The 18,764-nt window shown below is 71.9% G+C and carries 16 protein-coding genes; 10 read left to right on the top strand and 6 right to left on the bottom strand.

Annotation, left to right across the window (positions count from 1 at the left end):
* Window positions 1-525 precede the first annotated feature (525 nt).
* Together GCU69_RS22420 and GCU69_RS22415 are read left to right on the top strand one after the other, a co-directional pair.
* Window positions 526-2,832 carry a molybdopterin cofactor-binding domain-containing protein gene (locus GCU69_RS22420; protein WP_156207006.1) on the top strand — a complete coding sequence of 769 codons (2,307 nt, stop codon included), beginning with the start codon at window positions 526-528 and terminating at the stop codon, window positions 2,830-2,832.
* 14 nt (window positions 2,833-2,846) lie between these two features.
* Entirely contained in the window at window positions 2,847-3,335 is a 489-nt protein-coding gene (locus tag GCU69_RS22415) for a (2Fe-2S)-binding protein (protein ID WP_098754450.1), read from the top strand.
* A gap of 32 nt (window positions 3,336-3,367) precedes the next feature.
* Here the strand turns inward: GCU69_RS22415 and GCU69_RS22410 are convergent, their stop codons facing one another.
* Window positions 3,368-4,666 (bottom strand): ROK family transcriptional regulator, encoded by a 1,299-nt coding sequence (locus GCU69_RS22410; RefSeq protein WP_098754451.1) that lies wholly within the window; start codon window positions 4,664-4,666, stop codon window positions 3,368-3,370.
* Between the two features lie 200 nt (window positions 4,667-4,866).
* Here GCU69_RS22410 and GCU69_RS22405 point away from each other — a divergent pair, with 200 nt between their 5' ends.
* The 7 genes from GCU69_RS22405 (at window position 4,867) to GCU69_RS22375 (ending at window position 12,531) form a co-directional block, all read left to right on the top strand.
* Window positions 4,867-6,186 carry an ABC transporter substrate-binding protein gene (locus GCU69_RS22405; protein ID WP_156207005.1) on the top strand — a complete coding sequence of 440 codons (1,320 nt, stop codon included), beginning with the start codon at window positions 4,867-4,869 and terminating at the stop codon, window positions 6,184-6,186.
* Between the two features lie 11 nt (window positions 6,187-6,197).
* The gene (locus GCU69_RS22400) at window positions 6,198-7,196 is read left to right on the top strand and encodes a carbohydrate ABC transporter permease (RefSeq protein ID WP_156207004.1); all 999 of its coding nucleotides are present in this window, start codon (window positions 6,198-6,200) and stop codon (window positions 7,194-7,196) included.
* Window positions 7,189-8,043 carry a carbohydrate ABC transporter permease gene (locus GCU69_RS22395; protein WP_098754454.1) on the top strand — a complete coding sequence of 285 codons (855 nt, stop codon included), beginning with the start codon at window positions 7,189-7,191 and terminating at the stop codon, window positions 8,041-8,043. The genes GCU69_RS22400 and GCU69_RS22395 overlap by 8 nt, the downstream gene beginning before the upstream one ends.
* A gap of 37 nt (window positions 8,044-8,080) precedes the next feature.
* On the top strand, window positions 8,081-9,454 hold the full coding sequence (locus GCU69_RS22390; RefSeq protein WP_156207003.1) for a GH1 family beta-glucosidase: 1,374 nt from the start codon (window positions 8,081-8,083) through the stop codon (window positions 9,452-9,454).
* A 435-nt stretch (window positions 9,455-9,889) separates the two neighbouring features.
* Complete coding sequence (locus tag GCU69_RS22385) at window positions 9,890-10,051, top strand: hypothetical protein (RefSeq protein WP_180268821.1); 162 nt, start codon at window positions 9,890-9,892, stop codon at window positions 10,049-10,051.
* 192 nt (window positions 10,052-10,243) lie between these two features.
* Entirely contained in the window at window positions 10,244-10,609 is a 366-nt protein-coding gene (locus GCU69_RS22380; RefSeq protein WP_098753773.1) for an effector-associated constant component EACC1, read from the top strand.
* Entirely contained in the window at window positions 10,606-12,531 is a 1,926-nt protein-coding gene (locus GCU69_RS22375) for a caspase, EACC1-associated type (protein WP_156207001.1), read from the top strand. Before GCU69_RS22380 ends, GCU69_RS22375 begins: the two co-directional genes overlap by 4 nt.
* Window positions 12,532-12,597: 66 nt before the next feature.
* On the opposite strand, the gene GCU69_RS22370 is transcribed toward GCU69_RS22375, so the two are convergent.
* Both GCU69_RS22370 and GCU69_RS22365 read right to left on the bottom strand, forming a co-directional pair.
* Window positions 12,598-13,098 carry a DinB family protein gene (locus GCU69_RS22370; protein WP_098753775.1) on the bottom strand — a complete coding sequence of 167 codons (501 nt, stop codon included), beginning with the start codon at window positions 13,096-13,098 and terminating at the stop codon, window positions 12,598-12,600.
* Window positions 13,099-13,135: 37 nt separating this feature from the next.
* Window positions 13,136-13,771 carry an SAM-dependent methyltransferase gene (locus GCU69_RS22365; protein ID WP_098753776.1) on the bottom strand — a complete coding sequence of 212 codons (636 nt, stop codon included), beginning with the start codon at window positions 13,769-13,771 and terminating at the stop codon, window positions 13,136-13,138.
* Between the two features lie 87 nt (window positions 13,772-13,858).
* Between GCU69_RS22365 and GCU69_RS22360 the strand changes: the two genes are divergently transcribed.
* Window positions 13,859-14,500 carry a helix-turn-helix domain-containing protein gene (locus GCU69_RS22360; RefSeq protein WP_170315911.1) on the top strand — a complete coding sequence of 214 codons (642 nt, stop codon included), beginning with the start codon at window positions 13,859-13,861 and terminating at the stop codon, window positions 14,498-14,500.
* 171 nt (window positions 14,501-14,671) lie between these two features.
* On the opposite strand, the gene GCU69_RS22355 is transcribed toward GCU69_RS22360, so the two are convergent.
* The 3 genes from GCU69_RS22355 to GCU69_RS22345 all read right to left on the bottom strand — a co-directional run bounded on the left by GCU69_RS22355 (window position 14,672) and on the right by GCU69_RS22345 (window position 18,498).
* Window positions 14,672-15,346, bottom strand: a complete 675-nt coding sequence (locus GCU69_RS22355) for a TetR/AcrR family transcriptional regulator (RefSeq protein WP_098753778.1) — start codon at window positions 15,344-15,346, stop codon at window positions 14,672-14,674.
* 132 nt (window positions 15,347-15,478) lie between these two features.
* The gene (locus tag GCU69_RS22350; protein WP_156207000.1) at window positions 15,479-17,089 is read right to left on the bottom strand and encodes a carboxylesterase/lipase family protein; all 1,611 of its coding nucleotides are present in this window, start codon (window positions 17,087-17,089) and stop codon (window positions 15,479-15,481) included.
* Between the two features lie 17 nt (window positions 17,090-17,106).
* Window positions 17,107-18,498: an MFS transporter gene (locus GCU69_RS22345; protein WP_235978635.1), complete on the bottom strand. Its 1,392-nt coding sequence runs from the start codon at window positions 18,496-18,498 to the stop codon at window positions 17,107-17,109.
* Window positions 18,499-18,764: the final 266 nt, after the last annotated feature.

Raw genomic sequence — 18,764 nt, 5'->3', positions numbered from 1 at the left:
CGGGCGGACCGTCCCTGCGGACCGGCCGTGCCCGCCCGGGCCGGGCCGTGCCCGCCGCTGAGCGCCCCCTCTCCCGCTGAGCGGACCCGCACCCTCCGTCGGCCCGGCGCACCCCTCCGGGCGGTCGTCCGCGGCTCCCGCGTTCCCGGCCACGGCGTCCGGTCCCGCACGCCGTGCCGCCGGGCCGCGGCGCCCGGCGGCCCGGCGCGGCCTCCTCTCCCCGTGCCCCTGTTCCGCGGCGTCTCCGCGGCCGCCCCCGTCCGGAAGCGGGCAGATGTCCGGCATTCCCCGGCCGATGGGGGCATCGCGCCGTGCCCGCCGAAACGCGTTCGCGCTGGAAGATGACGAGATCACGCAGTGGATGGCATGGTGGCAGCCGTTCCGCGGCGAGGCCGCGGGCGTACCGCGCCGTCCGCCGGGACGCGGTCCGCCATGCCCGTGAACGGGAGGACGAGCGCCGCGCCGTGGCCGCCGCGACGGCATGCGCACCCGAGGCCGACGACACGACCGGGGAGGTCACCCTCGATGAGCAGCTCCGACCCTTCGACTCCGCCGGGGCCCGGTGCGCGGGGAGTCGGGCGCCGCCGGTTCCTCGGGTATGTGCTGGCCGCACCGACCCTGGTGGCCGCCGCCGAACTCGGCCGGGCTCCCGGCGCCGAGGCCGGCATACCCTCGCCGGAGATCACGGAGCTGACCGACCTCAACGACGTCATGACCGCGGCGGCCCTGCCGACCTCGAAGCTGATCACCGTCGAGGTCGACGAGGACGGCACCGTGTCGTTCGCGTTGCCGCGGGCCGAGGTGGGGCAGGGCATCACCACCTCGACGGCCATGCTGATCGCCGAGGAGATGGACGTACCGCTGGACCGGGTGCGGGTCACCTTGGCGGACGCGCGGCCGGAGCTGATGTTCAACCAGCTCACCGGCGCGTCGAACACCACCATCTCGACGTACACCCCGGTCCGGGTCGCCGCGGCCGTCGCGCGCGGCCGGCTGCTGGAGGCCGCGGCGACCCAGCTCGGCACGGCCGTCACCGACCTGACCCTGAAGGCCGGTGTCATCACCGATGCCGTGGGCCGGAGCATCGGAATCGGCGCTCTCTCCGCGAAGGCCGCGGGCATACGGACCGAGCAGGTGTCCGTGGAGCTCAAGAGGCGCGAAGAGTTCTCCGTCATCGGCAAACCGCACAACCGCGTCGACGCGCTCGCCGCCGTCACCGGTCGCAAGAAGTTCGCCATGGACCTCGATGTCCCGGGCGCCGAGCCGACCATGGTGTGCCGTCCGCCGACCATCAACGGCAAGGTCGGGGCGGTGGCGAACCCGGACGAGGTCCGAGCCATGCCGGGCGTCAGCGACGTCGTGGTGATCTCCACCGGGGTGGCGGTGCGCGCGAAGACCTTCGGCCAGTGCATCGACGCCGTACGCGCCCTGCGGGTGTCGTGGAAGCCCGGCACCGCCGAGGGCAAGTCCGACGAGACCGTGCTCCGGGAACTGCGCGCCGCGGAACCGCCGCTCGGGCTGCCGTCGCCGGCCCGCAGCGTCGAAGGTGAGTTCACCTTCCACTTCCGCAGCAACAGCGCGCTGGAGCCCAACTGCGCGATTGCCGACGTACGGTCCGACCGCGCCGAGATCTGGGCGGCCCTGAAGTCGCCGATCGTCGCCCAGCAGGCCATCGCCGCCCGGCTGAAGCTTCCGGTCGGCGCGGTCACCGTCCATGTCACCGAGGGCGGCGGCTCGTTCGGGCGCAAGCTGTTCTTCGACGCCGCGCTGGAGGCCGCCGAGGCGTCCCGGAAGACCGGCAAGCCGGTGAAACTCATGTGGCACCGCGCCGACGACTCCCGTCAGGGCCGCACCCACCCCATGGCCACCTCGCGGGTGCGGATCTCCTACAGCGGCGACACCGTCCTCAGCTACAAGCAGCGGCACACCAGCGTCTCCACCGACCTCGGGCACGGGCTCGGCGAGATGTTCACGGCCATGGCCGCGAAGCTGCCGGTGGGCGACATCGGCTTCTCCGAGACGTTCTTCCAGCTCACCCAGTCGATGCCCTACGACTTCGGCGCCAACAGCCGGCTGCTGAACGAGACCGACAAGGGTTTCAACACGGGCAGCATGCGCAACGTCTACTCCCCCGACGTCACCTGCGCCCGGGAACTCATGGTCGACCGGCTGGCCGCGAAGACGGGCAAGGACCCCTACGCGTTCCGGCGCGACTTCCTCCGCGACGACCGCGCCCGGGCGGCGCTGGAGACGGTCGCCGAGACCGGGAACTGGGGGCGGTCCATGCCCCCCGGCACGGCGCAGGGCATCGCGCTGCACTCCGAATACCACGCCACGAGTGCGGTGCTGGTGGAGATCGACTGCCGGCCGGAGACCGTGAACCGCCCCGTCCGCAACGGGGTCGCCGGGCCGCGTGTCACCAAAGTGGTCTTCGCCGTGGACGTCGGCCTCGCCGTCAACCCGCGCGGTCTGGAGGCCCAGATGATGGGCTGCGTCATGGACGGGATCGCGCTGACCCTGACGTCCAGCCTGCACCTGCGCGACGGGCACTTCCTGGAGGCGAGCTGGGACAACTACTTCTACACCCGGCAGTGGAACACGCCTCCCGAGCTCGACATCATCATCATGCCGACCAGCACCGGGAAGCCCGGCGGCGCCGGTGAGCTGGGGGTCGCGGCGTCGATGGCCGCGGTCGCCTGCGCCTACGGCCGCGCCACGGGGACCATGCCCACCACCTTCCCGATCAACCACAGCACGCTGTCCTTCGAGCCCAAGCCGACCGTGCCGCCCATTCCGCAGTCCCCCACCGACGGCCTGGACCACGTCCGCTGAAGCAAGGAGATCCCGTGCCAGAGCACACGTTCCGCCTCAACGGCGAGCAGGTCACCGTCGACATCGCCGATGACGTGCGGCTGCTGTGGGTGCTGCGCGACGTCCTGGGCGTCACCGGTCCGAAGTACGGCTGCGGCATCAACGTCTGCAAGGCCTGTACGAGTCACCTCAACGGCAGGGCCGTCAACCCCTGCGCGGTCCCCGTGGGAGACCTCCGGCCGACCGACGAGGTCACCACGATCGAAGGGCTTCCGGCCACGGTGGGCGCGGACCTGCACCCGATGCAGCAGGCGTGGCTGGACCAGGACGTGGCCCAGTGCGGCTACTGCCAGCCCGGTCAGATCATGGCCGCCGTGGCGCTGGTCCGGCGGGTCGCCGAGGAGGGCCGCGAGGTCACCGAGGAGGACCTCGACGGCATCCGCAACATCTGCCGCTGCGGCACCTATCCCCGTATCCGCGAAGCGATCAAGGCAGCGGCCGAAGCCACCCGCGGCCAGGGATGAACGGCCGGTGCTGCCGGGCCCGGGGGCGCGCCTCAGCTCGTCGCCCGGCCCTTCAGCGCCGCCCGCCAGGCCGGGACGGCGGTCTGCCGCACCGGTTCGGCGCGCCTGCCGCCGCGGGCGAAGAAGTCGGCGAGCGGCAGGGTCGCCGCGCCGACCGTGACGGCGTCCGGCCCCAGCTCCCCCAGCCCGATGGTCATGCGTTCGGCCGGATAGTCCAGTGAGTACGCGACGGCGTACTCGCGCACGGCCGCGAGGAAGCCGGGGCCGAGCTGCAGCCCGGCCCAGCCGCCGACGAGGATGCGTTCGGGCTGGAAGAGGTTGATGAGCCCGGACAGCCCGGCGCCCAGATACTCGGCGGTCTCCCGCACCACGCGCCGCGCGACGGGATCGGGCCGCCCGCCGCCGGCGGGGTGGGCGGCGGCCAGGAGCGCCGTGAGGGCGGTCTCCTCGTCCGTGTTCTCCGGGGGCCGCCCGCCGGCTTCCCGCCAGCGCTCCAGCAGGGCGTCGGCACCGGCGTACGCCTCCAGGCAGCCCAGCGCTCCGCAGCGGCATCTGCGGCCGCCCACCTGGACGGTCAGATGGCCCCACTCCAGCGCCCTGCCCTGCTCCGCCACATCGGTGACCAGGCATGCGCCGACGCCGGAGCCGAAGAGGATGACGGCCACGCTCTGTGCGCCGCGGCCGGCGCCGAACCACATCTCCGCCTGCCCGAGCGTCCTCGCGCCGTTGTCGATGAAGTAGGGCACGGAGCCGGGGAGCCGGCCGGAACTCCGCAGCAGCGCCTCCAGCGGCACGGCGTTCCAGCCGATGGTCTGGCCGTGGACGACCGCGCCGGTGTCGGTCCGGGCGACGATGCCGGGCACGCCGATGCCGACACCGATGAGTTCCCCGGGCTCCACGCCCGCGGCGCCCAGCACCTCCTCGATGCCGGTGCGGATGTGCTCCACCATGGTCTCGACGCCGTAGCCCTTGCCCCGCAGCGGCCGTTCGGCCCGGGCCAGCTCGGTGAGCGTGAGGTCGAACAGCTCGATCCGCACCCGGGTCTCGCCGACGTCCACACCGATCATGTGCCCGCTGCCGGGGACCACGCGCAGCAGGGTGCGCGGGCGCCCCGCAGCCGGCTCCTGGCCGGGATGGACGCTGCCGGCCTCCTCGACCAGGCCGTCGGCCACGAGTTCGGCCACCACGTTGCTGATGGAGCCGGAGCTGAGCCCGGTGGCCGGGCCCAGCGACTGACGGCTCTTCGGCCCGTCGAAATACAACCGTCGCAGTACGGCGGCGCGGTTGCCCCGCCGCAGGTCGCTCACCGTTCGTCCGCTCTGCCCAGCCATCCGGTCCCTTCCCGCCCTCGGTCGACCCGAACATACCGCTGCGCGACCTCTTGACGCGTACTTTTCACGCGTATTAACTCACGCCGTAAAATAAGCCGTGAGGGTGGGCGTCCGCGAACGGGGCGCGGACCGGGCACGCCGTCCGGGCCGGCCCGCCGCCCCGTGGCTCGACGCTCCTGCGGAAAGGGACACCTGGAGTCATGCGCACCTTCAGAGCAGCAGCCTGCGCCGCGACAGCCGCCTCACTGCTCGCGGCCACGACCGCCTGCGGCGGGGGCTCGCCGACCGGGGGCGGGGGGTCCAACGACAAGCCGGAGACCCTCACGTACTGGGCCTCCAACCAGGGACCGAACCTCGAGGCGGACAAGAAGATCCTCACCCCCGAGCTGAAGAAGTTCGAGAAGCGGACCGGGATCAAGGTCGAGCTCGAAGTCATCCCCTGGTCCGACCTGCTGAACCGCATCGTGACGGCGACGACCTCGGGGCAGGGGCCGGACGTCCTCAACATCGGCAACACCTGGTCCGCCTCGCTCCAGGCCACCGGGGCGCTGATGCCGTGGGACGACAAGGCGTTCGAGAAGGTCGGCGGCAGGGACCGGTTCGTCGAGTCCGCTCTCGGCTCGACCGGCGCCACGGGCTCCGACCCCGCCGCCGTGCCGCTGTACTCCATGGCGTACGCCCTCTACTACAACAAGAAGATGTTCGCCGACGCCGGCATCGACGGGCCGCCGGCGACGTGGGACGAGCTGGTCGCCGACGGCAAGAAGCTGTCGAGGGACGGCAAGTGGGCGCTCGGCGCCGAGGGCTCGAATCTGTCGAACAACATCCACCAGGTGTTCGTTCTCGGCAAACAGCACGGCGCAGACTTCTTCGACTCCCGGGGCGAGCCGGACTTCACCTCCGACGGGGCCGTGGCGGCCGTGAAGAGTTACGTCGACCTGATGGCCGAGGCGAAGATCATCGCGCCCGGCAACTCCGAATACGCGCAGAACCAGTCGCTCGGCGACTTCGCCAAGAACAAGACGGCCATGGTCCTGTGGCAGGCCGCCGCCTCCACCTTCGAGTCCCAGGGCATGAAGGAGGACGAGTGGGGCGTGGCCCCCGTCCCCGTCCGGTCCGGCGCACCCGGCCCGGGCACGTCCGTGAACTCGATGGTGGCCGGCATCAACATGGCCGTCTTCCAGAACACCGACAACCTCGACGGCGCGGTGAAGTTCGTGGAGTTCATGACCAGTGACGAGGAGCAGAAGATCCTCTGCTCGGCCTTCGGGTCGATCCCGCCGGTCAAGTCGGCACAGCGTGATCCCGCCTTCGACCGGCCCGAGCTGGAGGTCCTGCGGAAGACGCTCGCCGAGAGCGCCGCTCCCCTCCCCCAGGTCCCCGACGAGTCACAGTTCGAGACCACCGTCGGCACCGCCGTCAAGAACCTCTTCGCCGCTGCCGCCACCGGCCGGGAAGTGACCACCGAGACGGTCCGGGCCGAACTGGTGGAGGCCGAGCAGCAGATGACGAAGCAGTGAGCGGAACGCCCATGACCACGACCGCCGCCCCGGCGGGCGGGAAACGGACGTTGCGGAAGGACACCCCCGGGGCGGCGCGCGGACCGCGCCGCCGCCCCGGGCGGCTCCGCCGCGCCGGGCTGCCGTATCTGCTGCTGCTTCCCGCCCTGGCCCTGGAAATCCTCGTCCACCTGGTGCCGATCGTCACCGGCATCGCCATGAGCTTCAAGCAGCTCACGCAGTTCTACCTGCGCGACTGGGGCGCGGCGCCCTGGAGCGGGCTGGACAACTACGAGCTGGCCGTCGACTTCGACGCGCCCGTCGGCGCGGCCCTGCTCCAGTCCTTCTTCGTGACCTGTGCCTTCACCGTGCTGTCGGTGGGCCTGTGCTGGCTGATCGGGACGGCGGCCGCCGTCTACATGCAGGAGACGTTCGCCGGGCGGGGCATCCTGCGGGCCCTCTTCCTGGTGCCCTACGCGCTGCCCGTGTACACCGCCGTGATCACCTGGGTGTTCATGTTCCAGCGGGACAACGGCCTGGTCAACCATGTGCTCCACGAGCAGCTCGGGCTCACCGACGGCCATCCGTTCTGGCTGCTCGGCGGCAACAGCTTCGTGGCCCTGCTGACCGTCTCGGTGTGGAAGGGCTGGCCGTTCGCCTTCCTGTTCATCATGGCGGGGCTGCAGAACATCCCGAAGGAGCTGTACGAGGCCGCCTCGCTGGACGGCGCCGGAATGTGGCAGCAGGTCCGCCGCATCACGCTGCCGTCGCTGCGGCCCGTCAACCAGGTCCTGGTGCTGGTGCTCTTCCTGTGGACGTTCAACGACTTCAACATGCCGTTCGTGATGTTCGGCGAGGCGGCGCCCGAGGCGGCGAACCTGATCTCCGTCCACATCTACCAGTCCTCGTTCGTCACCTGGAACTTCGGCACCGGATCCGCCATGTCCGTCCTGCTGCTGCTCTTCCTGCTGCTGGTCACGGGCCTCTATCTGCTGTTCACCTCCCGGGAGAGGAAGGCCGCCCATGCCTAGGTCCCCGATGGCCGCGCCGCGGTCGTTCCTCTGGTCCCGGCGCGTCGTCCTGACCCTGCTGACGGGCTTCGTGCTGCTGCCCGTGTACGTCATGGTCTCCAGCTCGCTGAAACCGTTGGAGGACGTGTCGGAGAAGTTCCGCTGGCTGCCCAGCGGGCTGACGATCCGCCCGTACATTGACATCTGGGACACCGTCCCGCTGGCGAAGTACTTTGTGAACTCCCTGGTGGTGGCCGGTGCCGCCACCGTGTGCTCGGTCGTCGTCGCGGTCTTCGCCGCGTACGCCGTCAGCCGCTACCGGTTCCGCGGAAAGCGCGTCTTCACCGTGACGGTGTTGTCCACCCAGATGTTTCCGGGCATCCTCTTCCTGCTGCCGCTCTTCCTGCTCTACGTCAACATCGGCAACGCGACGGGCATCGCGCTGTTCGGCTCGCGCGGCGGGCTCGTCCTGACCTATCTGACGTTCTCCCTGCCCTTCTCCATCTGGATGCTCGTCGGCTACTTCGAATCGGTGCCGCGCGACCTGGACGAGGCCGCCATGGTCGACGGCTGCGGGCCCCTCGGTGCCCTCTTCCGGGTCGTGGTGCCCGCCGCGGTCCCGGGCATCGTCGCCGTCGCCGTCTACGCGTTCATGACGGCCTGGGGCGAAGTCCTCTTCGCCTCGGTGATGACGAACGACACCACCCGCACCCTGGCCGTCGGCCTCCAGGGCTACGCCACCCAGAACGACGTGTACTGGAACCAGATCATGGCCGCCTCCCTCGTCGTCAGCGTCCCCGTGGTCGCGGGGTTCCTGCTGCTCCAGCGCTATCTCGTCGCCGGGCTGACCGCCGGCGCCGTCAAGTGACCTGCCGCCACCCTCCGGCACCGCCGAAAGGACATCCGTGACCGAGACCATCGACCTCGCCGCTCTCCCGCACGACTTCGCCTGGGGCACCGCCACCTCGGCGTACCAGGTCGAGGGCGCCGTGGACCACGACGGCCGCACCCCGTCGATCTGGGACACCTTCTCGCACACCCCCGGCAAGATCGACGGTGACGACCACGGTGACACCGCCTGTGACCACTACCACCGCTGGCGGGACGACATCGGGCTGATGAAGCGGCTGGGCAGCAACGCCTACCGGCTCTCCGTCGCCTGGCCGCGGATCGTGCCCGGCGGGGACGGCCCCGTGAACCCCAAGGGCCTGGACTTCTACGACCAACTGGTGGACGGCCTGCTGGACGCGGGGATCACCCCGTCCGTGACCGTCTACCACTGGGACCTGCCGCAGGTGCTCCAGGACCGGGGCGGCTGGCCCGAGCGGGACACCGCCCACCACCTCGGGGCCTACGCCTCCGCCGTCGCCGAACGGCTCGGCGACCGGGTGACCCATTGGACCACTCTCAACGAGCCACTGTGCTCGGCCTGGATCGGCCACCTGGAGGGCAGGATGGCCCCGGGCCTGACCGACCTGACGGCCGCCGTGCGCGCCTCGTACCATCTCCTGCTCGGGCACGGACTGGCGGCGCAGGCCATCCGCGCGGCCGCCCCCGGCGCCCGGGTCGGCATCGTCAACAACCTCTCCACCATCACTCCGGCGAGCGACCGTCCCGAGGACGTCGCGGCGGCCCGCCGCGCCGACGGCCACACCAACCGCTGGTGGCTCGATCCCGTGCACGGCCGCGGCTTTCCCGCCGACATGCTCGACGTCTACGGGGTGGAACTGCCCGAGCGGCCGGGGGACCGGGAAACCATCGCGGCGCCGCTGGACTGGCTGGGACTCAACTACTACTTCCCCGCCATGGTCGCCGACGACCCGGCGGGCCCCGTCCCGCACACCCGCCAGGTGCGCCGCCCCGGGGTGCCCCGCACCGGCATGGACTGGGAGGTCGACGCGAACGGCATCGAAGCCCTGCTGCTGCGCCTCACCCACGAGTACGGCGCCCGCAAGCTCTATGTCACCGAGAACGGCTCCTCGTACCCGGACGTGGTGCGCGCCGACGGCACCGTCCACGACCCGGAGCGCACCCGCTACCTGGAGCAGCATCTCGCGGCCTGCTCCCGCGCCGCCCGCCGGGGCGCGCCGCTGGCCGGGTACTACGCCTGGTCGCTGATGGACAACTTCGAGTGGGCCTACGGCTACGACAAGCGCTTCGGCCTCTTCCACGTCGACTACGAGACCCAGCGCCGCACCATCAAGACCAGCGGCCGGCGCTACGCGGACATCATCAGCGAGCACGCACGGCATGCGGCGGTGAGCAGCACGCGGCGGTGAGCAGCAGGCCGCGGCGGCGCGCGCGCTGAGCCGCCGGGGACGGGGCCGGGCCCGCGGGACGGAGACCCGCTCTCCGGTCCCGCGGGCTCGTCGCACGCCGCCGGGTCTCCCCGCGGCCACGGGACCGGAGCCGTGCCGGACCGCGGAGCCGGGCCGGACCGCGGAGCCGGGCCGGACCGCGGCGTCGTGCCGGACCGCGGCGTCCGTCCGCGCCGTGCGCCCGGAGTCCCCTCGCCTCCTCCCGCCAGCTCCTCCCCCCTCCCCTCTCCTCCCGGGGAGGGGAGGGGGGAGGAGCTGGCGGGGACGGGTTGTTCGTCGCGCGGGAGGCACCTGCTGAACAATTCCGCGGGTGCTGTAGTCGTCGAGGCGGGTCTCCGGCGGCGAGCCTGCCGCCGCCCGCGGGCGGCCACGACACGGGAGGGACGCTTCATGCGAATGAACCGATGGGCAGCGGCACTGGGGCTCTTCGTGTCGTGGTCGGTCCTGACGGCGGAGCAGCGGATGAATCTCTCCTACCCCGGGCTGTGGTCCACGCTGGGCCTGATCGCCTTCCTCTTCTTCGTGGTGATGCTCATCATGGGCCCGCGGAAGAACTGACCCGCCGGCCCGCACCGGCGGCAAGGCCCCTCCCCCGAAAGGGCGCCGCTCCCGAAACGGCGCCGCTCCCGGAAAAAGACCGCTCCCGGAAGGCGCCGCCCGTGACGGCGGAAGCCGGGAAACGGGCCCGTTCCCCGGCCCGCCGTGCAAGCATCCAGGCGGGATGACGCCTAACGCCGCGAGGGGTTGGTCATGCGTATTCAGTTGTCACTGAACGGGGCACGCAGCGATGTCGAACTGCGGTCGCTGTACCGGTGGCTGCGCGCCGAGGGCCGGCAGCTCGACAGCGCCGGAGTGACGGTACGGGCGCCGGGCGCAGGCCCCGGCGGGCCGCACGAGATGGGCGGCGCCTTCGAGGTGGTCGAGTTCGTTGTCGGCACGGCGACCCAGCTGGGGTCTCTCGCGGTCGCCGTCGCCGCTTGGCGCGCGGCGCACCATTCCCGCAGCTCCGTCACCTTCGAGCACGGCGGCACCAAGGTCACCCTCAGCGGCGCGGATCTCGACAACGCGCGCGCCGTCCTCAGCGCGCTCGAGGAGTTACGGAGGAACGAGGCGTGACCGGTGGCAGAAACGGCCCCCCGCCGGCGGACGGGGCACGGGATCACCGGCTGGACCCCGCCCGTTCGGCCTGCGTGCTGATCGGTGTCGGCGACTACACGGACCTGCCGCCCCTGAAGTCGGTGTCGCACAACCTCGACGCGCTGGAACGGGCGCTCGCCGACGAGGCTGTCTGGGGAGTGCCCGAGGACCACCGCTGGGTGGTGCGGAATCCGCGGACGCAGTGGCAGATGATCAAGCCGATCCAGGAGGCCGCCGAGAAGGCCGAGGACACCCTGCTCGTCTACTACGCGGGACACGGCCTGCTCGATTCCGGCGACGACGCGCTCCACCTCACCCTCACCGTGTCCCAACCGGGCGAGCCCACCCTGGCCCTGTCGTACGAGGAACTGCGGCGCACGCTGGGTGACGTCAGATCCTCCGTCCGGCGCCGGGTGGTGATCCTGGACTGCTGCTACAGCGGGCAGGTGCTGGACCGGATGTCGGCGAGGGAGGCGGTGAGCGGGCGCATCACCCGTATCGACGGCTCGTACATCATGACGTCGACGGCGGGGAACCGGCGGGCGATGGCTCCGCGGGGTTCCAAGTACACGGCGTTCACCGGCGAGTTCTTGAAGGCGCTGACGGAGAGCGACGCCCGGTTCGAGCGGGAGAAGTGGCTCACGCTCGACCAGATCTACCAGGTGGTCAGGGAGTCGCTGCTGGCCAAGGGGCTGCCGGAACCCCAGCAGCAGAGCCGTAACGGGGTGGGCGACCTGCCGTTCGTGCGCAACCCGCTGCGGCAGCGGTCCGGGCTCGCGGAGCCGCCACCGTATTGGACGGGACGCAAGCGGCTGCTCGCCTCGGCGGTCCTGCTGGTGGTCGCGGCGACGTCCGCGGCCGGCGGGGTCTGGTGGCCGCCCGGGCAGGAGCCCCCGACGAGCGGTCCCTGCGGCACCGAGGACGTGTCGCTGCTGAGCACGTCCGACGACCTCGACGAGGCGCCGCTGCACGGCGAGCAGATAGAAGGGCTCTCCGCGCTCGCGCTGGACGGGACGTCCGGTGACGCCCTCGCCCTGCCGGACGACGACCCGGGGCGGATCTACCGTCTCTCGCTCGGCCCGGCCGCCGGCCTCGAACCGCGGGCCCGCCGGGTTCAGGGCCTGTACCGCGAGGACGGCACCCGGTACTCGCACGGCTTCGACGGCGAGGGCCTGGTCCTGGAGAAGGGCGGGAAGACCGTCCTGGTCAGTACGGAGGGCAGTCCCGCGATCCGCCGCTTCGACCTGAAGACCGGGCGGGAGCTGGGCCGGGTGCCCCTGCCGGAGCTGTTCCGTCTCCCTCCCGCCGGCCAGGCGCAACGGTCGCGCAACGTCGAGTCGCTGACCGCCACGGACGACGGCCGGCACCTGTTCGTCGGTCTGGAGGCGCCGCTCGCGGGTGACGACGACAAGCACGGGCGCGCCGGCCTGCGGATCCAGCGGTACGAGGGAACGCCCGGCGGCAGCTACCGGCCGGACCACCAGTACGCCTACGAGACGGAGGAGGGGATGTACCTCTCCGAACTGGTCGCGCTCGACGGGGAACACCTGCTGGCGCTGGAACGCGGCGGCCTGGTGGGCCTGGGCAACAGCATCCATGTCTACCGTGTGGATCTGAGCGACGCGGACGACGTGGCGGGCGGAGGCGTCGGCGAGGGGTCCGCGGACGCCTACACCGAGAAGGAGCTGCTCTTCGACCTGGCGGCCTGCCCACCGGGACGGGTGAAGTCGAAGCGGCCCCAGCCGAACGACATCGTGGAGAACGTCGAGGGCATGGCGGTCGGCCCGCCGCCGAAGGGCGAAGAGCACCGGGGCCGCCGCCTGCTGTATCTGGTCTCGGACGACAACGGACAGCACGACCGGCGGACCCGTCTCTACGCCCTCAGCGTCCGCCTGCCGTGAACCCCGGCCCGTGCGGGGCGGGGCCCGCCGGGGTCGCGGCGGAAGCGGCGGGGCGACGGGCCGGCGTCAGCGTCCCGTCGTACCGTCGATCAGTTCGCGGAGGATGTCCGCGTGCCCGGCGTGGCGGCCGGTCTCCTCGATCATGTGGACGAGGGCCCGGCGGACGCTCGGGGCGGGGCGGTCCGGCCGGGGCCGGGGAAGCGGCCCGCCGAGGTCGGCGCAGCCGTCGAGGACCCGGTTCGCTCGCTCGACGGTCTCCCGGTAGCGGGTGACGACGTCGGCCACACCGTCGCCGGGCGCGGCCCGGAACGTCGACGGCCAGTCGGTGACCGCTTCGCCGAGGAAGGTGGAACGCTCGACGTGGGTGAGGTGCTCGAGCAGGCCGAGCAGGTTCGTGCCCGAGGGCACCTGGGCCGTCCGGACCTGGGGTTCGGGGGCGCCCTCGACCTTCGCGGCGATCGAGGTCCGGAGGTAGTCGAGGAACCCGCGCAGGGTCTCGGCCTCGCTGCCGCCGGTACGGGGCGGCGGAGTGTCGCTGCGGCGGCCGCGGCGGGATGCGGTGGGCATGGTGATCTCCTTCGTCGCGGAGCGGTGGGCGCGCCGGTCAGGCCGTACGGCGCACGAGCAGGACGTGGTCGACGACCTCCGCGGTGCGCCCGCCGGGGCCGGTCGCGGTCCGGCGGGGCGCGTCGGCCCGCTCGACCCGCCAGGCCGCCGGGTCCAGGCCCATGTCCGCCGCGACCTCCCCCGGGGCCGGGTACCGGACGTCGGGATCCTGGTCCCACGACCACGGCGCGGCCGAGCCGTGGTCGACGACCAGCAGCCGCCCGCCCGGGAGCAGCGCCCGCGCGGCCGTGCGCAGGACGGCCGCCCGGTCCAGGTCGAAGGGGGTGTGCAGGTAGTGGGCGGTGACCAGGTCGAACCGGCCCTCCGGGAAGGACTCGCGCAGGTCGTGCCGCTCGGCGGTGACCCGGTCGCCGAGGCCGAGCGAGCCGGCCCGTTCGGCGACCCGCGCGACCGCGACGGCCGAGATGTCGACGGCGGTGACCCGCCATCCGCGGCGCGCGAGCCACAGCGTGTCGCCTCCATCGCCGCATCCGAGGTCCAACACGTCGCCGGGCGGCACATCCGCGGCCGTTTCGACGAGACGGTCGTTCGGCCGCGGGTCGGCGGCTGCCGGCCGGGCCGCGTACACACCGTCCCAGAACGTCACTGCCTCGGCCGCGTCGCTGGTGCTCATCGGAACTCCTTCTGTCGGGGTGCGGCCAGTCTCACCAGAACTCCCCGGCACGGCACGAGATCTTGCTGTTATGGCAAGCTGGGCCGCATGAACGGCGGAACGGACGACGTGCTCGGCACGGTGGGGCCGCGGCTGCGTGCGCTGCGCCGCAACCGCGGCATCACCCTCGCCGAAGTCTCGGCCACCACCGGAGTGTCGGAGAGCACCCTGTCCCGGCTGGAGAGCGGACAGCGCCGGGCGACCCTGGAGCTGCTGCTGCCGCTCGCCCGCATCTACGACGTGCCGCTGGACGACCTCGTCGGGGCCCCGCGCACCGGCGATCCCCGGATCCATCTCAAGCCGATCCGGCGGTTCGGGATGGTCTTCGTGCCGCTGTCGCGGCGGCCGGGCGGGACACAGGCGTTCAAGATGATCATCCCGAGCCGGGCGGAGCCGCTCGAACCGGACCCGCAGACGCACGAGGGCTTCGAGTGGCTGTACGTGCTCAACGGCCGTCTGCGGCTGGTGCTGGGCCGGCGCGATCTGACGCTGCCGCCCGGTGAGGCCGCCGAGTTCGACACGTCCGTGCCGCACTGGCTGGGCAGTGCCGACGGCGGCGCGGTCGAGCTTCTCGTCCTGTTCGACCTGCAAGGGATCCGCGCCCACGTGCGCCCGGGTTCCGCGCCGAAGGGCGCCGTGCCGGACGGGCCCGCCGGGGACGGGCCCGCCTTGACGGAGAATCTGCCCTAGCGACGTCGGGTGCCTGCGCGTGGCCCGCAGTGCCCGGCCGGGACCGGACTCGGCGTGCCCGCACCCGGCGGCCCGGTCCGGCCGGACGACCGGGCCCGGCGCGCCCTCGCCCCGGCGTGCCCGTCCGGCGCGTGCGACCGGCGCGTGCGACCGGTACGCCCGCACCGCCGGTCAGAACAGGTCCCGGGCCTCGTCCCGCAGCACCGACAACGACCGCCGCACGGCCGCGGTGTCCGGCAGCACGGCGAACAGCAGGGGGCCGCCCGTGCCCGGTTCCTCGGCCAGGATCCGGCGGACCCACTCCATGCCGTCCTTGAGTTCGGCGTACGCGTCCGCCGTCCCGCCGCTGCGGGCGAAGTTGCCGAGCGCCGCCCGGTGCATCGCGTCGATCAGCGCGGAGAGCGCCATCGGCAGGAACGGCGGACCGTCCGCGGGCAGATGGTCCCGCAGATACGCCCTCGTCAGGGAGACATAGCGCTCGTTCTCCAGCACCTCACGCCTGCGGAGCTCCGGCACGACGCGGGTCAGCCGGTAGCGGCGCAGCACCAGTTCGGGCCTGCTCAGGAAGTCGAGCATCACCACCTCGGTGGCCGCGATCACGACGTCCACCGGCGACCGCGTCCCGGTGGGCTTCACCAGGTGGCGCGACAGCAGCTCCAGCCGCGCGGAGTGGTCCGGGAACGCCAGCTCGTCCTTGCCGTCGAAATACCGGAACACCGTCCGCCGGGACACCTGTGAAGCGTCCGCGACGGCCTCCACGGTGACGCTCTCGTATCCCTGCTCCAGGAACAGCGCCATCGCCGTCTCCGCGATGCGGTACTTCGTCTCCAGCCCCCGCTCGACCACGGCTCCTCCCTCCTCGACGTCTGTTCTCGAAGTCGTCGCGAGTCTATGACCACGGGCGCGACCGGGACCGCAGTCGCCGGCCCCGCCGCGGCCCGGGCTCCCGGTCACCCGCCACCCGGGACCCCGCGCCGCTCACCCGCCGAACGCCCCGGGCCGCGCCGTCGCGCTCCTGTCCCCGGCGTCGAAGACCATGCTGCGCGGCCACTGCTGCCACCGGGCACCGAGACCGGAGTGCTGCGGACTGCCGGTGCGTACGAAGGCGCGGACGCTGTCGGTCATCAGCTGCGAGAGCTGGAGCCGTCCGGGTTCGTTCCTGCGGCTGAACGAGAACGCGAACACCCCCTCGTCGAAGGAGCGGAACAGGAACGGCAGGTCGATCGCGTGCACCGCGCCGTACACGGTGTCGAAGGGGACGGGCTGCTGGTTCCAGCCGAACCGGTAGTAGAAGAGGCGGTCGCTGCCGGCCGCTTTCAGGGAGTCCATGGAGTCCAGGACGATTCCGCCGAAGATGCTGTCGGTCAGCCGGCCGGCCTCCTCGTTCCAGCCGCCGGGGCCGTCGGCCGGCAGATAGCGGTCGGCGATGAAGTCGCCGACGTCCAGCCGGGACGGCCGGTCGGGGTCGAACCGGTACTGCCAGGTGAAGCGCTGGTAATCGGTCGGGCGGTACGCGCCGATGACCGAGCCGAACAGCTTTCCCTCCTCCGCCGTGTTCCCGGCGAGTACCGGAATGTCGCGGTACCGTCCGGCCTCGATGGCCGCGTGGTGGTCCGTGGGCAGCACCGAGCCGTCAGCGATCACCCGGGGCGGGTCCCCTGCTTCGGCACCCAGACGCACCTGGGCCCGGACGAGTTCGCCGGCGGGCATCGACCTCAGGCGGCGTACGGCCTCGCCGGGGTCCGGGGCCGGGCCGGCCGCCTCCTCGGTGAACTTCTCGGCATACGTGCGCGCCGCCGCGGGCGTGGCGAACTGCAGGCCGCCGCTGAGCGGGATCGCCTTGTCGATCAAGCCCTTGCTCAGCGGCGAGACCATGAGCGCCCAGACGTTCACCGCGCCCGCGGACTCGCCCATGACCGTCACGTTCGACGGGTCACCGCCGAACGCGCGCGCGTTGCGGTCCACAAAGCGCAGCGCCTCGATCTGGTCCAGCGTCCCGAAGTTGGCCGAGCCGTTCCGCGCCCCGCCCGGTCCGGGCAGGTCGAGCCACCCGAAGACACCCAGCCGGTAGTTGACGGTGACCACGACCGCGCCGGCCTCGCGTGCCAGTGCCCGGCCGTCGTACATCGGGTCGGCCGAGTAGCCCACCATGTTGCTGCCGCCGTGGACGAACACGATGACGGGAAGGTTCTTCCGCGGGGTCGACGGACGGAACACGTTGAGCGTGAGGCAGTCCTCCGCGCCCACGGGCTTCTTCAGGCCGTCCCGGATGTCGAGCCCGTAGTGCGGACCGCTCGGCGCCGGGCTGAAGAACCGCCCCTCCTGGATGCAGCCGTCACCGAACCGGCGTGTGTCGCGCACGCCGCGCCACGGCCGGTGAGTCACCGGGGCCCGCCAGCGCAGCCGTTCCACGGGGGGCTCCGCGTACGGCACACCGAGCCAGGAGTAGGTGCCGGTGGACCGGCTCTCGTCGACGCCCCTGACGAGCCCGAGACTCGTGTGCCGCAGCACGGGCGTCTCCCGCGCGCTCGCGGACGAGGCCGCGTTCAGCGAGGTGGCCGCCAGCACGAGGCCGAGCAGTACGGCCATGACACGGCTCCGCACGGTCACTTCCCCCCTTCCGGCCCGACCGGGGCCACCACGTCCGCATCCCGGCCGGACCGCCGCGGCTCCGCGTCGCCCCCGCCGGTCCGCCGGTCCTCGGAACGCACCGTCCGGTGCAGCACCGGCACGAGCAGCACACCGAGGACGGAGGCGCCGACGAGCACGGCATACCCGGCGGACTCGCTCCCCCGGCCCTCGGCGAGCCCGTACAGATAGGGGCCGACGAAGCCGCCCAGCAGCCCGACCGTGTTGATGAACGCGAGCCCGGCGGCGGCCATCAGCCCGGACATCCTCGCCATGGCGACCGACCAGTAGAGCGGCAGGATGCCGATGAGCAGCAGCATGGCGACATCGATCAGCAGAATGCGCAGGACGGCGCCGTCGGAGAGGCTGTACGCGATCGCCACGACGACCGTGGCGGCCGTCGTGTACGTCAGGACGCGGATCTCGTTCCGGACGCGGCGCTGGATCCACGGGATCACGAGCACGCCGACGAACGCGGCGATGCCCACGCTGCCGCTGACGACCCCGATCAGGAAGGACCCCTTCACGTCGAGGCTTTCGACGATCGACGGGAAGTTGTACTGGATCGCCACGCTGTTGATCTGGTTCGCGAAGTAGATCGCGGACAGCGCGAGGATGAACGGCCGGGCGAAGGCCACCCTGACGTTGCCCTTCAGGGTGCTGTGCCCGGGGGCGGACCGCATGACGGCGCGGTCGTTCAGCACCTCGGCCTCCCGTGCCGTCAGCCACGGCGCGTCCTCCGGCCGGTCGGGCACCCCGCGCCACACGAAGTACGCGACGACCACCGTCATCGCGCCCTCGACGAGGAACATCCACTGCCAGCCGTACAGCCCGCCCGCTCCGTGCAGCTCCATCAGCGCGCCGCCGAGCGGGCCTCCGAGCGTCAGGCCGGCGCACACGGCGAGGTAGATGATCCCGACCATCGTCACCCGCTGCTTCTGCGAGAACCAGATGGTGACGACGTACATGAGCGCCGGGTACAGCCCCGCCTCGGCCGCGCCGAGCAGGAACCGGACGATGTAGAACGACAACTCGTCCTGCACGAACATCATGCAGGAGCACAGCAGGCCCCAGGTCACGGCGATACGGGTGATCCAGCGCCGCGGCCCGACGCGGTGCATGACGAGGTTGCTGGGCACCTCCAGGAGCGCGTAGCTCAGGAAGAAGATGCCCGCGCCGACGCCGTACGCCGCGGCGCTGATGCCCACGTCGGCTTCGAGCGACGTCTTCGCCATGCCGACGTTGGTGCGGTCGACGAAGGCCATGAAGTACACGAGGCACAGGATCGGCAAGAGGCGGAAGGCGGCTTTGCGGCTTGCCGTGGCGTGCAGGGCGTCGAGGTCGTCCGGCACGGTTCGCTGCTGGTTCACAACGGGTCTCCCGGAGGTGCGATACTGGCACTGGATGTCACTCTTTGACACCCGGTGACGTAGGACCGTGTCACAGGTCACACTGGAGCGCAAGACCTCCGGCGCGCCCCGGGAACGGGAAACGGCGAAGGCCGTCTCCGCCCCGCGCGGAAACGGCCTTTCGGTGTGCTGTGGTCACGCGCCGGTCTGCCGCCGGTCGCCCTGTCGGGGTGCCGGTCTGCCGCTGCCTTGCTGCCGGTGTGCCGGTGTGCCGCAACTGCGCTGTG

This window comes from Streptomyces lycii (assembly GCF_009735685.1).
Lineage (GTDB): Bacteria > Actinomycetota > Actinomycetes > Streptomycetales > Streptomycetaceae > Streptomyces > Streptomyces lycii.
Note: the sequence above shows the minus strand (reverse complement) of the source record. Positions and strands in the feature narration are given on the sequence as shown.

Coding starts and splice junctions, on each gene's coding strand:
- GCU69_RS22360 (WP_170315911.1), top strand. CDS start 13,859: ATGAACGGCGGAACGGACGACGTGCTCGGCACGGTGGGGCCGCGGCTG.
- GCU69_RS22370 (WP_098753775.1), bottom strand. CDS start 13,098: ATGCCCACCGCATCCCGCCGCGGCCGCCGCAGCGACACTCCGCCGCCC.
- GCU69_RS22350 (WP_156207000.1), bottom strand. CDS start 17,089: ATGGCCGTACTGCTCGGCCTCGTGCTGGCGGCCACCTCGCTGAACGCG.
- GCU69_RS22400 (WP_156207004.1), top strand. CDS start 6,198: ATGACCACGACCGCCGCCCCGGCGGGCGGGAAACGGACGTTGCGGAAG.
- GCU69_RS22405 (WP_156207005.1), top strand. CDS start 4,867: ATGCGCACCTTCAGAGCAGCAGCCTGCGCCGCGACAGCCGCCTCACTG.
- GCU69_RS22365 (WP_098753776.1), bottom strand. CDS start 13,771: ATGAGCACCAGCGACGCGGCCGAGGCAGTGACGTTCTGGGACGGTGTG.
- GCU69_RS22420 (WP_156207006.1), top strand. CDS start 526: ATGAGCAGCTCCGACCCTTCGACTCCGCCGGGGCCCGGTGCGCGGGGA.
- GCU69_RS22410 (WP_098754451.1), bottom strand. CDS start 4,666: ATGGCTGGGCAGAGCGGACGAACGGTGAGCGACCTGCGGCGGGGCAAC.
- GCU69_RS22385 (WP_180268821.1), top strand. CDS start 9,890: ATGAACCGATGGGCAGCGGCACTGGGGCTCTTCGTGTCGTGGTCGGTC.
- GCU69_RS22380 (WP_098753773.1), top strand. CDS start 10,244: ATGCGTATTCAGTTGTCACTGAACGGGGCACGCAGCGATGTCGAACTG.
- GCU69_RS22395 (WP_098754454.1), top strand. CDS start 7,189: ATGCCTAGGTCCCCGATGGCCGCGCCGCGGTCGTTCCTCTGGTCCCGG.